12 protein-coding genes and 6 tRNA genes are annotated in these 12,527 nt (G+C 72.6%); 8 read left to right on the forward strand and 10 right to left on the reverse strand.

Going from position 1 to position 12,527, the window contains the following annotated elements:
- Positions 1-122 precede the first annotated feature (122 nt).
- The 4 genes from ACIQWA_RS23640 to ACIQWA_RS23655 all read right to left on the reverse strand — a co-directional run bounded on the left by ACIQWA_RS23640 (position 123) and on the right by ACIQWA_RS23655 (position 4,586).
- Entirely contained in the window at positions 123-683 is a 561-nt protein-coding gene (locus ACIQWA_RS23640; protein ID WP_402485414.1) for an HIT family protein, read from the reverse strand.
- Between the two features lie 82 nt (positions 684-765).
- Positions 766-2,745, reverse strand: coding sequence for a threonine--tRNA ligase (thrS, locus tag ACIQWA_RS23645; protein ID WP_402485416.1), 1,980 nt, complete (start codon positions 2,743-2,745; stop codon positions 766-768).
- Between the two features lie 87 nt (positions 2,746-2,832).
- A complete protein-coding gene (locus ACIQWA_RS23650) occupies positions 2,833-3,999 on the reverse strand; it encodes a hypothetical protein (RefSeq protein WP_360230143.1) in 1,167 nt (388 codons plus the stop codon).
- A gap of 32 nt (positions 4,000-4,031) precedes the next feature.
- Positions 4,032-4,586, reverse strand: coding sequence for a DUF4365 domain-containing protein (locus ACIQWA_RS23655; protein WP_402485420.1), 555 nt, complete (start codon positions 4,584-4,586; stop codon positions 4,032-4,034).
- A gap of 162 nt (positions 4,587-4,748) precedes the next feature.
- Here ACIQWA_RS23655 and ACIQWA_RS23660 point away from each other — a divergent pair, with 162 nt between their 5' ends.
- Entirely contained in the window at positions 4,749-5,516 is a 768-nt protein-coding gene (locus ACIQWA_RS23660; protein ID WP_402485423.1) for an exonuclease domain-containing protein, read from the forward strand.
- A 62-nt stretch (positions 5,517-5,578) separates the two neighbouring features.
- On the opposite strand, the gene ACIQWA_RS23665 is transcribed toward ACIQWA_RS23660, so the two are convergent.
- Both ACIQWA_RS23665 and ACIQWA_RS23670 read right to left on the reverse strand, forming a co-directional pair.
- A tRNA-Val gene (locus ACIQWA_RS23665) sits at positions 5,579-5,650 on the reverse strand.
- 211 nt (positions 5,651-5,861) lie between these two features.
- Positions 5,862-5,933 (reverse strand) — tRNA-Val (locus ACIQWA_RS23670).
- Positions 5,934-6,355: 422 nt separating this feature from the next.
- Here ACIQWA_RS23670 and ACIQWA_RS23675 point away from each other — a divergent pair.
- On the forward strand, positions 6,356-6,769 hold the full coding sequence (locus ACIQWA_RS23675) for an SsgA family sporulation/cell division regulator (protein ID WP_030056266.1): 414 nt from the start codon (positions 6,356-6,358) through the stop codon (positions 6,767-6,769).
- A gap of 441 nt (positions 6,770-7,210) precedes the next feature.
- Positions 7,211-7,780 carry a CGNR zinc finger domain-containing protein gene (locus ACIQWA_RS23680; RefSeq protein ID WP_402485425.1) on the forward strand — a complete coding sequence of 190 codons (570 nt, stop codon included), beginning with the start codon at positions 7,211-7,213 and terminating at the stop codon, positions 7,778-7,780.
- Positions 7,781-7,804: 24 nt separating this feature from the next.
- On the opposite strand, the gene ACIQWA_RS23685 is transcribed toward ACIQWA_RS23680, so the two are convergent.
- Positions 7,805-8,278: a hypothetical protein gene (locus ACIQWA_RS23685; RefSeq protein WP_402485428.1), complete on the reverse strand. Its 474-nt coding sequence runs from the start codon at positions 8,276-8,278 to the stop codon at positions 7,805-7,807.
- Positions 8,279-8,389: 111 nt separating this feature from the next.
- On the opposite strand from ACIQWA_RS23685, the gene ACIQWA_RS23690 reads away from it, so the two are divergent.
- Entirely contained in the window at positions 8,390-8,890 is a 501-nt protein-coding gene (locus ACIQWA_RS23690) for a DsbA family protein (protein WP_402485431.1), read from the forward strand.
- A gap of 40 nt (positions 8,891-8,930) precedes the next feature.
- Here the strand turns inward: ACIQWA_RS23690 and ACIQWA_RS23695 are convergent, their stop codons facing one another.
- From ACIQWA_RS23695 to ACIQWA_RS23705, 3 genes are all read right to left on the reverse strand, one after another.
- Positions 8,931-9,773, reverse strand: a complete 843-nt coding sequence (locus ACIQWA_RS23695; RefSeq protein ID WP_402485434.1) for a GNAT family N-acetyltransferase — start codon at positions 9,771-9,773, stop codon at positions 8,931-8,933.
- 67 nt (positions 9,774-9,840) lie between these two features.
- The gene (locus ACIQWA_RS23700; protein ID WP_360230157.1) at positions 9,841-10,671 is read right to left on the reverse strand and encodes an aminodeoxychorismate lyase; all 831 of its coding nucleotides are present in this window, start codon (positions 10,669-10,671) and stop codon (positions 9,841-9,843) included.
- A gap of 25 nt (positions 10,672-10,696) precedes the next feature.
- The gene (locus ACIQWA_RS23705; protein WP_402485438.1) at positions 10,697-11,776 is read right to left on the reverse strand and encodes a chorismate-binding protein; all 1,080 of its coding nucleotides are present in this window, start codon (positions 11,774-11,776) and stop codon (positions 10,697-10,699) included.
- Positions 11,777-12,108: 332 nt separating this feature from the next.
- Between ACIQWA_RS23705 and ACIQWA_RS23710 the strand changes: the two genes are divergently transcribed.
- From ACIQWA_RS23710 to ACIQWA_RS23725, 4 genes are all read left to right on the forward strand, one after another.
- Positions 12,109-12,181, forward strand: a tRNA-Gly gene (locus ACIQWA_RS23710).
- 40 nt (positions 12,182-12,221) lie between these two features.
- A tRNA-Cys gene (locus ACIQWA_RS23715) sits at positions 12,222-12,292 on the forward strand.
- 37 nt (positions 12,293-12,329) lie between these two features.
- A tRNA-Val gene (locus ACIQWA_RS23720) sits at positions 12,330-12,401 on the forward strand.
- Positions 12,402-12,442: 41 nt separating this feature from the next.
- Positions 12,443-12,514, forward strand: a tRNA-Val gene (locus ACIQWA_RS23725).
- The last annotated feature ends 13 nt before the right edge of the window (positions 12,515-12,527 follow it).

Here is a 12,527-nt window from a genome sequence, read left to right on the forward strand (position 1 = left end):
GGGCTGGGCGGGGGCGGCGCCCGCCCCCCGCCCCGCCCCCCCCCCCCCCCGCCCCGCGCCCCCCGCGCCCCCCCCCCCCCCCCCGCCGCGCCCCCCCCCCCCCCCCCCCACGTCCGGCCGGCTCAGCCCTGCGGCCAGGCCTCGGCCAGCATCTTGCGGGTGTCCGCCAGCAGCTGCGGCAGCACCTTGGTGTGGCCGACCACCGGCATGAAGTTGGTGTCCCCGCCCCAGCGCGGCACCACGTGCTGGTGCAGGTGCGCCGCGATCCCGGCCCCGGCCGCCGCACCCTGGTTCATCCCGATGTTGAAGCCGTGCGCCCCGGAGGCGGCGCGCAGCGCGGTCATCGCCTTCTTGGTGAAGACCGCCAGCTCGGCCGTCTCCGCCTCGTCGAGGTCGGTGTAGTCGGCCACGTGCCGGTACGGGACCACCATCAGGTGCCCGCCGTTGTACGGGTAGAGGTTCAGCACCGCGAACACGGCGCTCCCCCGGGCGATGACCAGCCCCTCCTCGTCGCTCAGCGACGGGATCGAGCAGAACGGACAACCGTCGTCCGGAGCCGGGCCGGTGGGCTTGTTCTCACCCTGGATGTACGCCATCCGATGGGGGGTCCACAGGCGGCGGAAGCCGTCCGGCTCACCGACACCCCGCTGCAGTTCCGGCTCAGTCGTCATGCTGATCAGCATATTCGCCCGAAGGTGCTTGCAAAGCCGCGCGGGGCAGACTCTTGAAGAGCCTGCCCCGCGCGTCAACGGTCCGACTACGGCGTCACACCTGGATGCGGTTCTTCACCGCGTCCACGATCTCGGCCACGGCGTCCGCGACCGGCACGCCGTTCTTCTGCTCGCCGTTGCGGTAGCGGAAGGACACCGCCCCCGCCTCGACGTCGTCGTTGCCGGCGATGAGCATGAACGGGACCTTGGAGCGCTGGGCGTTGCGGATCTTCTTCTGCATGCGGTCGTCCGAGGTGTCCACCTCGACCCGGATCCCGTGCTTCTTGAGCTCGGCCGCGACCTCCAGCAGGTACGGCACGTGCTCGTCGGTGATCGGGATGCCGGTGACGGTGACCGGGGCCAGCCACGGCGGCATGGCGCCGGCGTAGTGCTCCAGCAGCACCGCGAAGAACCGCTCGATCGAACCGAACAGCGCGCGGTGGATCATGACCGGCCGCTGACGCGAGCCGTCCGCAGCGGTGTACTCCAGGTCGAAGCGCTCCGGCAGGTTGAAGTCGAGCTGGATGGTCGACATCTGCCAGGTACGGCCGATGGCATCCTTCGCCTGCACCGAGATCTTCGGCCCGTAGAACGCCGCGCCGCCCGGGTCCGGAACCAGCGGCAGACCCTGCTTCTCGGCCACGCTCGCCAGGACGCGGGTGGCCTCCTCCCAGGTCTCGTCGGAACCGACGTACTTCACCGGGTCCTTGGTCGACAGCTCCAGGTAGAAGTCGGTCAGACCGTAGTCACGCAGGAGGTTGAGCACGAAGGTCAGCGTGGAGTCGAGCTCCTCCGCCATCTGCTCGCGGGTGCAGTAGATGTGGGCGTCGTCCTGGGTGAAGCCGCGGGCCCGGGTCAGGCCGTGCACCACACCGGACTTCTCGTAGCGGTACACCGTCCCGAACTCGAAGAGGCGCAGCGGCAGTTCACGGTACGAGCGGCCGCGCGCGTCGAAGATCAGGTTGTGCATCGGGCAGTTCATCGGCTTGAGGTAGTAGTCCACGCCCTCGTCGAGCTGCATGGGCGGGTACATACCGTCCGCGTACCAGTCCAGGTGGCCGCTCTTCTCGAAGAGCTTCCCCTTGGTGGCGTGCGGGGTGTAGACGAACTCGTAGCCCTCTTCCTCGTGCCGCTTGCGCGAGTAGTCCTCCATCGCGCGGCGGATGATGCCGCCCTTGGGGTGGAAGACGGCGAGGCCGGAGCCGATCTCCTCGGGGATGGAGAAGAGGTCGAGCTCGTTGCCGAGCTTGCGGTGGTCGCGCTTCTCGGCCTCGACCAGGAAGTCCAGGTGGGCCTTGAGCTCGTCCTTGGTCGGCCAGGCGGTCCCGTAGATGCGCTGCAACTGCGGGTTCTTCTCGCTGCCGCGCCAGTAGGCCGACGCGTTGCGCATCAGCTTGAACGCCGGAATGTGCCGGGTGCTGGGCAGGTGCGGGCCGCGGCAGAGGTCGCCCCAGCACTGCTCGCCGGTCTTGGCGTCCAGGTTGTCGTAGATGGTGAGCTCGCCGGTGCCGACCTCGACGTCGGCGCCCTCGCCGGCGGTGGCGGCGGAGCCCTTGAGGCCGATCAGCTCCAGCTTGTACGGCTCGGCGGCCAGCTCCTCGCGGGCGGACTCGTCGGTGACCACGCGGCGGGAGAACTTCTGCCCGCGCTTGATGATCTCCTGCATCTTCTTCTCGATGGCCTTGAGGTCATCGGGGTGGAAGGGCTTCTCGACGTCGAAGTCGTAGTAGAAGCCGTCCTTTACCGGCGGGCCGATGCCGAGCTTGGCCTCGGGGTAGAGCTGCTGCACGGCCTGGGCCATGACGTGCGCGGTGGAGTGGCGCAGGATGTCGAGGCCGTCCTTGCTGCCGATCGCGACCGGCTCGACCTCGTCGCCGTCCTGGACGGCGTACGCGAGGTCCTTGAGCTGGCCGCCGACGCGGGCGGCGATGATCGAGCGGTCGTCGGCGAAGAGCTCGGCGGCCGTAGTGCCCGTGGTCACCACGCGCTCTTCCCGATCGGGTTCGCGGTTGATGATTACCCGGACGTCCGTCACCGGTCTCTCCTGACGTGCTGGATTCAGAGGACGCAACACTGCGCTGCGCGTGACGATGGTACCGAGAGCGTCACCCGCACCGCGCACTCAGGACCGCTCTCCTCCGTCCTGGAGCCCCTTGAGCAGCCGGTCGCGGTCGCCCTCCCCCCAATCGCACAGCTCCAGGCCGTGCGGCCGGGTCAGTCGGCGGAAGCCGTCGCGCCGCTCCAGGCGGCCGGAGACCCGGACCGGGACGCCGGTGAGGTGGGCCTCGGCGGCGAGCCGATAGTCGGGGTCGGGCAGCCTGACCTTCAGTTCGCGGACCTCGGCGCCGCCGAGCACCCGGAGCCGGACCGAACCCGGGCCGGCCGGGTCGGCGCGCTTGAGGCGGACGACCACGCCGACCACGGTGACGTCGACGGCGGGCTCGATCCGCTCCAGCAGTTCGGCGGCCTCGGCGAGGGCGGGCAGGTCCCCAGGGGAGAAGTCGAGCTCGATCCGGCGGTCGCCGAAACCCCCCGGGGTCCCGGCGGCGGGCGACCAGGCGACGGTGAGCCGGGCGGCGGTGGCGCCGCGGACCAGGTCCTCGACGGACCGGACGAGTTCCCGGCTGACCCCGGAGCCGACGGCGTTCTCGAAGGCCTCGGGCCCGCCGCTGACCCGGCGGTAGTCGACCGCGTCGCGCAGCGCCTCCAGGGCGCGGACCAGGGTGGTCACGGCGGTGCGGCCCTCGGGGGCGGGGGTGTACGCGGTGAGGGCGGCGCCCTGGTCGACGGCGCCCTGTTCGACCAGGAGGACGCGGTCCAGGAACTCCCCGGCGAGGCCGTCCAGCCGGGCGCCGAAGTAGCCGGCGGTGGTCCGGCCGGCCTTGGCCCCGGCGGCGAGCATCGAGCGCGCGGCCCGCTGGAGCCGTTCGGCGTCGTCCCAGGGGGTGGCGTCGGCCGGGCCGGGCAGTTCACGGCGCCAGTTGAGTTCGTCGCCGGGGACGACGAGGGCGAGGAGGATCGAGCGGGCGGAGGGGGTGCGGGAGCGGGAGAGCGCGGTGACGGCGTCGGTGAGGAGTTCGACGGCGTCGTCGAAGCCGTCGGCGGTGGGGACGAGGAGGCTGGTGCCGGGTTCGCCGTCCGGCGGGGTCCAGCGGCCGTACCGGGCGGCGGGGCCGCCACGCCGGACCCAGCCGTGCCGGGCGAGCAGGGTGGCGAGCACCGCGGGGTCGACGGTGGCCGGGTCGGGCAGGGCCCGGGCTCGGTCCTCCGGTCCGTGCGGCAGGGTCATGGGCGTGCTTCCTCGCTGCCGGGGCCGGGCCGTCACGGGCTGCCGCCCGCGCCGACCCGGGCCATGATGTCGCAGAGCGCGCGGTCGTCGAAGACCTTGTCGGTGGGCACCCGGACGTTGGTGCGCCGCTTCCCGGTGACGGGGTGGCCGGCCAGGTTGACCCAGTAACAGCAGTGCCGCAGTTCGAGGGCGTCCGGGCGGGCCCGGAGCCAGTGGTCGACCCGGCGCGGCAGCAGCATCACGACCAGGATCCGCGGGACGGCGACCCGGGCCCGGGCGAGCTTGCGCAGGTGGTCGTTGTCCAGGGTGAAGCTGAAGTACGGCCCGGCCGGACCGGGCGCGATCTGCTGGGTCGCCTTGAGCTGGATCTTGATGGTGACCTCGTCGTCCACGTCGTGCTCCCGGGAGCCGTGGCTGACCTGCCAGTCGATGCCGTTGTCCGGGAACGGCTGGGAGAGCGAGCAGCCGGCCGCCGCGGCGACCGCGTGCAGGTAGCCGACCTGCAGCGTCTCCATGCAGGCGGTGACCGCGAGGTTCCCCCTGAGTGTGGTCGCCGCTCCGTCGGGCTGCGGCTGTGTCAGTGCCATCGCCCCGTGGCCTCCCCCGGCTCCGGGCCCGTCCGATACTCGCCCGCTCGCCGGACGGCGCTTCCTTGGGCAGGATCCCCGGTCAGGGCTGGGCCAAACGGGTTGAGCGACCGTCAGAACCGGGTATCACCAGGGCGCGGAACGCACGCCTGAGGGGCAGTCATGCAGCAGCACTGGTACACCGGCCCACTCGCTTCCTTCGACACCGAGACGACCGGCGTGGACGTGGAGTCCGACCGCATCGTCTCCGCCGCCCTGGTCGTCCAACTCACCCCGGGCGCACCGGCGCAGACCACCACCTGGCTCGCCGATCCGGGCGTGCCGATCCCGGACGGGGCCCGGGCGGTGCACGGCATCACCGACGAACAGGCCCGGACGTACGGCCGCCCGGCCCGCACGGTGGTGGCCGAGGTCACCCGCGCGCTGGCGGCCCAGGCGCGGGCCGGCCGCCCGGTGGTGGTGATGAACGCCCCCTACGACCTGACCCTGCTGGACCGGGAGTTGCGGCGCCACCACGGCCTGCCGCTGAGCACCGGGCTGGACGGGGCGGGGCTGGTGGTGCTGGATCCGCGGGTGCTGGACAAGCACGTGGACCGCTACCGCAAGGGCCGGCGGACGCTGACCGACCTGTGTGCCCACTACGGGGTGGACCTCGCCGGGGCGCACGACGCGGCAGCGGACGCGACGGCGGCCCTGTCGTTGATCCGGCGAATAGGCGCCCGCTATCCGGCGGCGCTCGGCGGACTCACGGCGGCGGAGCTGCACCTGCGGCAGGCGGTCTGGCACGCGGCGCAGGCCCGGGGGCTGCAGGCCTGGTTCGACCGCTCGGGAACGCCGGAGCGGGTGGACCTGTCCTGGCCGCTGCGGCCGGCCCGGTGCGGCTGCGGTCGTCGGCTGGAGCCGGAGCACGGGTGCCGGGCGGCGGCGTGACCGGTCCGGAACGCGCCGCAGGCCCCGACCGGTTTCCTGGTCAGGGCCTGCGTGCTGTCCGGTGGGCGATACTGGGATCGAACCAGTGACCCCTTCGGTGTGAACGAAGTGCTCTCCCGCTGAGCTAATCGCCCGGGCAACGAGAAGAACTGTAGCACCATTCGGGGGCGGTCGTACAACTCGCTCTTCCGGGGTACGGCCGACGCATCCACAGAACTCGCGCTCCGCACGGAAGATGACTGGCCCTCAGCCGGATTCGGCACCGCTTCTTCGGATGGATTCCGGAAATACATGTGAGGCCCAGCCGATAATCGACTGGGCCTCACATATCACAATGCATTCCGGTGGGCGATACTGGGATCGAACCAGTGACCCCTTCGGTGTGAACGAAGTGCTCTCCCGCTGAGCTAATCGCCCGGGTGCAGGGAAAACATTACCGCATCCCGGAGGGTGCTCCGAACACCCCGCCCGTGGGCGGCCCCGCCCCGGCCCCTGGGGGTCGGGGCCTCCCCGCCGCCCGTCCCGCCCCTCCCCGTCCGTCCCGTCCCCTCCCGCCCGCGCGCACGAGTCGTCGGACCCGGCCGCACCACCCGCTCCCCTGTTCCCGGCCCGCCCACCACTCCGACGGGCCGCGTGCACGCCGATCCGGAATCCCCCCGAGAAGAACCACCGGTAATGCCCCGGGCGGGTACTCCGGGGCGATTCCGCAATGCGCCGTAAGGGGTACGACTCGCGCCCGAATCGGGACAGAGGGGTTTACATCGGTCTTGGGGGTGGGATGGTCCGTTCGCCGACGTGCGATTCCCCGAGCGCACACTGAGCGAAAGGCCATGGCGCTTATGAACACCACGGTCAGCTGCGAGCTGCACCTGCGCCTCATCGTGTCCAGCGAGTCATCACTGCCCGTCCCCGCGGGCCTGCGCTACGACACCGCCGACCCCTACGCCGTGCACGCCACGTTCCACACGGGCGCCGACGAGACCGTGGAGTGGGTGTTCGCCCGAGATCTCCTCGCGGAGGGGCTGCACCGACCCACCGGTACCGGCGACGTCCGGGTGTGGCCGTCGCGCAGCCACGGGCAAGGGGTGGTCTGCATCGCCCTGAGTTCTCCGGAAGGAGAAGCCCTGCTGGAGGCCCCGGCCCGGGCGCTTGAGTCGTTCCTCAAGCGGACGGACGCCGCGGTGCCCCCCGGCACCGAACACCGTCACTTCGACCTCGACCGGGAGCTGTCCCACATCCTCGCCGAAAGCTGACCCCGACCGGAGGTGGTCCAGCCCCGCTGTCGACGGGGCCGTACTTCCTGCCGTCATCGCAGCCGTCCTACTCGGGGGCACGGCTGCGGACTCAGCCGCGCACCACGCGGTCTCGGGGCCGGTGAACGGCCCGCTCCCACCGGAGCGGGGCCACAGCACCGCAGGCGCCCGGCACCGGAGCCGGCCATCCGTACGGGTGGCCGGCTCCTGCTGCCGGGCGCCACCGTCGTTTCCGGGGGCCGCGGCGGGCTCCTCCCGGGCCGCGGGGCGAGGGGCGCGGCAGGGGCGTCGACGCCCCTGCCGCGCCCAGACCGGGACACTCCACCGGAATCCGTACAGGCCTTCGAACGAACCCGCCGCCCTTATGCCGCAAGGGCCGGTATGGTCTGGGGTAACCGTGGACGCGGGGTATCGGAGTCCCCCTGCGCGAGGAGTCCCAACGTGCTGATCACCCATGACACCGAGTGCGCGCTGAGCATCCTCGTGGACCTGCTCAACACCGCACCCGAGGTGTGCGGCGACGAGCGACTGCCGGACGTCGCCGCGCTGGACGCCTTCGTGGGCCGCCAGGAGATCAGCGAGATCGACTCGCTGACCGAGGAGGACCTGCGCCAGGTGCAGGAGCTGCGCACCCGGCTGCGCGAGGTGTTCTGGACGGAGTCCACCGAGGCGGCCGCCGAGCTGGTCAACGCGATCGTCGCGGCCGCCGGGACGACGCCCCGGCTGGTCAACCACGACCACCACGACTGGCACATCCACTACTTCGCCCCGCACGCCGCGCTCGGGCCCCACCTCGCGGCGGAACTGGGCATGGCGCTGGCCTTCATCCTGATGGCGGGCGAGCGGGAGCGGCTGCGCCGGTGCGAGGCGCCGGACTGCGCGCGGGTCTTCGTCGACCTCTCCCGGAACCGCTCCCGGCGCTACTGCGACAGCCGCACCTGCGGGAACCGGCTGCACGTCGCCGCCTACCGGGCGCGGCAGCGGTCGGCGGAGGCCGTCGCCCCCGCCTGACCGGCGCCGCACCTCCCGCCCGGTTCAGATGCCGCGCTTGCGGAGGATCTCCTCGATGTCGGCGAAGTCGCCGAGGCCGTCGTCCCGCTTGCCCGCCTGCGGCTTGCCGGACGCCTTCGGAGCCTTCGACGCCTGGGGAGCCTGGCCCACCGCCGGGCGCTCCGGGGCCGCTCCGGCCGCGGCCGGACGCTCCGCGGAGGACTCCACCTCGGCGCGCCGGCCCGGCCAGCGGCTGGCGAACAGCAGCGCGGCGGAGACGCCGAGCAGCACCAGGCCCGTCCACACCCGGGGGTCAAAGACCAGCTTGGCCGCCCAGTCGGCGAACTCCCGGCCGATCGTGCTCGCCAGCGGGAACAGCCCGGTCAGGTAGAGCCCGGCGGGCAGCAGGGCGACCGCGAACCAGCGGGTCGCCGAGCGGAGGCGCCGCCGCCGGGCGCGCAGGCCCGCGACGGCCACGCCGCCGGCCGTGAGGAGGAAACTGATCGCCGCGGTCAGCACGGGTGCGCCCCTTCGCTTCCGGTGGTCCTTGACATCGGTGCCTCCCTCTCGGTCCGCCCTCGGGCGCACCGCCGGGCGGGGGCGGGCACCCACTAGTGGAACACTGGGGGAATGATCGATGGTTCCCTCCCCCGCCTCGAGTTCTGGTGCGACCTCCAGTGCCCGGACTGCCGCACCGCCCTGGACGACGTACGGGCGCTGCGCGCGCAGTACGGCGACGCCCTGCCCGTCGAGCTGCGGCACTTCCCGCTGGAGAAGCACAAGCACGCCTACGCCGCGGCGGAGGCCGCCGAGGAGGCGTTCGCCCAGGGGCTGGGGTGGCCGTTCGTGGAGGCGCTGCTGGCCCGGGTCGAGGAGCTGGACGCCCGGGGGCAGCAGGTGCTGCTGGAGGTGGCCCGGGAGGTCGGGGTGGACGCCGAGGAGGTCGACACCGCGCTGGTCGACGGCCGGCACATGCTGATCGTGGACTCGGACCAGGCCGAGGGCAAGGCGATCGGGGTCACCGGGACGCCGACGTACGTGATCGGCCGCGAGCGGCTGGACGGCGGGAAGAGCCAGGACGGGCTGCGCGAGCGGATCGTCGCCGCCATCGAGGCGGCGAAGACCGCCTGACGCACCCGGCGCCCCGTCGGCCTGATGCTGCGTCAACTGCTCACAGCTGCTTGCCGTAACAGCGGTTGACGACCCGGTAGCCGAGCGAGGCGTAGAGCCGGAGGGCGGCCGCGTTGCCGGAGAAGACGTTCAGGCCGAGTTCGCGCGCTCCGGCGGCCAGGCACTCCCGCTCGGCGAGCAGCATCAGGGTGCGGCCGTGGCCCCGGCCGCGGTGGGCCCGGCCCACCTCGACCACCATGACCCAGGCGAGCGGGGTGCCGTCCGGCAGGTCGCGCAGGTGGAGGTTCACCCAGAGCGAGCCGAGCGGCTCGGCGCCGCCCGGGCCGTGGAGTCGGCGCAGGGCGACGCCGGGGGTCTCGGCCCCCTGCGGGAGGACGTTGCGGTGGTCCAGGCGTGATTTGGCCCGGGCCTGCGCCTCGGTGAGGCCGGAGTCCCGCAGGGATTGGACGTACTCCCGCGCGGCCCGGTCGATCCAGGCCGGGAACTCGGCGGCGTCGATCGGGCGGGCGGTGACACCGGGGGGCAGGGGCGGGGCGGTGGTCAGGCTCTTGCCCAGGTTCCGCATCCGCTCGGTGTAGCCGAGGGCGGCGACGAGCCCCCGGGCGATCGGGGCCGACTCGGGGACGACGACGTCGACCCGGGTGCAGCCCCAGGCGCGCAGCACCTCCTCCGCGGCCAGCGCGCCGAAGGTGCCGCGGCCCCGGCCGCGGCCCTCCGTGATCTCCAACTCCGCTATCTCACCCCAGAGTTCGCTGTCGTGGCGGGCGGAGGTGGTGCGCAGGGCTCCCACCTGGTGGCCATTCGCGAGGATCCGCCAGCGTCTGGTGCGGCCGCCGGCGGTGGTGGGTGTCTCCGGGCCCTCGGGGCGCAGCGTGGTGGTCATGTGGTGGTCCCTTCCCCTCGCCGGGGAGGTTATCCGCGCTGCCCCGGGTCGTCGTCCCGGCCCGGGATCAGGGGTCGAGGTCGTCGCCGCTGCGCTCGGCGAAGACGGCCATGGCCTTGGCGGTGACCGGGCCGGTGCCGGGCAGCCGGCGGTCGTCGACGCGGGTGACGGCCTGGACGTCGCGGGTGGTGGAGGTCAGGAAGATCTCCTCGGCCTCCTCGAGGGCTCCGAGCGGGAGGTCGGCCTCCTCGGCGCCGCACCAGTCGATGACCAGCTGCCGGGTGATCCCGGCCAGGCAGCCGGAGGCGAGGGGCGGGGTGAGCAGGCGGCCGCCGAGGACCACGAAGACGTTGGAGCCGGTGCCCTCGCAGAGCCGGCCCGCGGTGTTGGCGAACAGGGCCTCGGAGGCGCCGGTGCGGTGGGCGGCGGCGAGGGCGACCACGTTCTCGGCGTACGAGGTGGTCTTGAGGCCGGCGACGGCGCTGTGCTCGTTGCGCCGCCAGGGGACGACGGCGACGGCGGTCTCGTCCGGGCGGGGGCCGATGGCGTTGAAGGCGACCACCAGGGTGGGGCCGGTGGTGCCGCGCTCCGAGCTGAGCGGGGCGTCGCCGCCGGTGTAGGTGACGCGCAGGCGGCCGAGCGGGGCCGGGTTGGCGGCGAGGACCTGTGCGCAGGCCTCGCGGACCACGGCGTGGTCGGGGTCGGGCAGGCCGAGGCCGCGGGCGGAGCGGGTGAGCCGGTCGAGGTGGCGGGTGACCGCGAAGGCCCGGCCGTCGACGGACTTCATGGTCTCGAAGACGCCGTCGCCGGTGGTCAGCCCGTGGTCGAGGACCGAGACGGCGGCGTCGGCGGAGTCGACCAGGGTTCCGTTGACCCAGCTCGTGGTGCGGGTGTTCATCGAGGGCTGCTCCTAGACATGCTTCCTAGACACGGTGCGGCTCGGGGGCGGTGTCGATGCCGGGCTCGCCGCCCGACGCTATCGCGACGAGCCGGGCGGCTTTGAGCTCGGTTTCCGCCCACTCGCGTTCGGGGTCGGAGCCCCAAGTGATGCCGGCGCCGGTGCCGAAGCGCAGGACGGGTGCCCGCGGGTCCTGCCGGTCGAGCCAGAAGGTGCGGATGCCGACGGCGAGTTCGCCCTCGCCGCGGTCGGCGTCGACCCAGCCGACCGCGCCGCAGTAGGGGCCGCGGGGGGCGGTCTCCAGCGCGTCGATGATCCGCAGGGCGCTGGACTTGGGAGCGCCGGTGACCGAGCCGGGCGGGAAGGTCGCGTCGAGCAGTTCGGGCCAGCCGGCGCCGTCGCGCAGGGTGCCCTCGACGGTGGAGACCAGGTGGACCAGGCCGGGGTGCTTCTCGACGACGCAGAGGTCGGGGACGGTGACGGTGCCGGTCCCGCAGACCCGGCCGAGGTCGTTGCGGACCAGGTCGACGATCATCACGTTCTCGGCGTGGTCCTTGTCGAGGAGGTCGTCCTCGGTGCGGCCGGTGCCCTTGATCGGGCCGGAGGAGACGGTGCGCCCGGTGCGGTGCAGGTAGAGCTCCGGGGAGGCGGTGGCGATCTCGACGCCGTGGTCGGGCAGCCGGACGGTCCCGGCGCAGGGGGCGGGGTTGCCGCGGGCGAGGAGGCCGGTGAGGGCGTCGATGTCGCTGCGGTCGGGGTCGGGCAGCGGTGCGGAGAGCACCCGGCAGAGGTTGGCCTGGTAGACCTCGCCGGCGGCTATGTGCGCGCGGATGCGGCGTACGCCCGCCGTGTAGGCGGCGCGGTCCAGGGAGCTGTGCCAGCTGCCGGCGTCCGGGCCGTGCCAGCCCGCGCCGGAGGGCGGAGCGGGTGCGGGGCGGACCTCGTCGAAGCGGGCGCAGGTGAGCCGGCCCTCGAAGTCGTAGGCGACGGCCCAGTAGCCGGAGGAGTCGAGCGCGGCCGGGTCCGAGGTGACGTCGCGCAGTCCGGTGGCCAGGCGGCCGCCGAAGCGGGCGAGCGGGGTGCGGGGGTCGGGGTGGCCGGACACGGTTCTCCTGCGCGGTGGTGCTGGGGGTGGCGGTGCTTGAAGTGTAGGTCGGGGGGCGTGCCCCGGGCCGGGTCCGAGCCCGCCGCGCCCCCGCGTACGAGCAGCTGGGTGCGTCGCGCCGGTGTGCGCCGGGTGGCCTGCGGATGATCGTCCGGGAGCGTCGCAGGTGGTGGTCGGTGACCGGCCGGAAGGACTGACGGAACGGCACTCCGCCGGCATCCCCTCGGCACGCTGCGGGAACGGATTTTTAGCTGGCCCGGGAATCCGCTAGAGTTCAACACGTCGCCAGGGAGCGCAGCCGAGGAAAAGCGGTGAAGGTCCCGGGGAGACAGGCGGACGTGGCTCAGTTGGTAGAGCATCACCTTGCCAAGGTGAGGGTCGCGAGTTCGAATCTCGTCGTCCGCTCGATGGAGAACAGTGTAAGATCGTTCTTCATGTGTTGCCTGGTGGAGTGGCCGAGAGGCGAGGCAACGGCCTGCAAAGCCGTGTACACGGGTTCAAATCCCGTCTCCACCTCAAAGAGGTCCTCCCGGCTCGTCCGGGGGGCCTCCCCGCGCGATTAGCTCAGCGGGAGAGCACTACCTTGACACGGTAGGGGTCACTGGTTCAATCCCAGTATCGCGCACGTCGAACCTCGCGGGGTTCGCTGCAGGAACGCCTCACCAGGCGCGATTAGCTCAGCGGGAGAGCACTACCTTGACACGGTAGGGGTCACTGGTTCAATCCCAGTATCGCGCACAGTAACGGGCCA

Source organism: Kitasatospora sp. NPDC098652, from assembly GCF_044760155.1.
Taxonomy (GTDB): Bacteria; Actinomycetota; Actinomycetes; order Streptomycetales; family Streptomycetaceae; genus Kitasatospora.

Coding starts and splice junctions, on each gene's coding strand:
- ACIQWA_RS23690 (WP_402485431.1), top strand. CDS start 8,390: ATGATCGATGGTTCCCTCCCCCGCCTCGAGTTCTGGTGCGACCTCCAG.
- ACIQWA_RS23660 (WP_402485423.1), top strand. CDS start 4,749: ATGCAGCAGCACTGGTACACCGGCCCACTCGCTTCCTTCGACACCGAG.
- ACIQWA_RS23640 (WP_402485414.1), bottom strand. CDS start 683: ATGCTGATCAGCATGACGACTGAGCCGGAACTGCAGCGGGGTGTCGGT.
- ACIQWA_RS23695 (WP_402485434.1), bottom strand. CDS start 9,773: ATGACCACCACGCTGCGCCCCGAGGGCCCGGAGACACCCACCACCGCC.
- ACIQWA_RS23675 (WP_030056266.1), top strand. CDS start 6,356: ATGAACACCACGGTCAGCTGCGAGCTGCACCTGCGCCTCATCGTGTCC.
- ACIQWA_RS23700 (WP_360230157.1), bottom strand. CDS start 10,671: ATGAACACCCGCACCACGAGCTGGGTCAACGGAACCCTGGTCGACTCC.
- ACIQWA_RS23655 (WP_402485420.1), bottom strand. CDS start 4,586: ATGGCACTGACACAGCCGCAGCCCGACGGAGCGGCGACCACACTCAGG.
- ACIQWA_RS23650 (WP_360230143.1), bottom strand. CDS start 3,999: ATGACCCTGCCGCACGGACCGGAGGACCGAGCCCGGGCCCTGCCCGAC.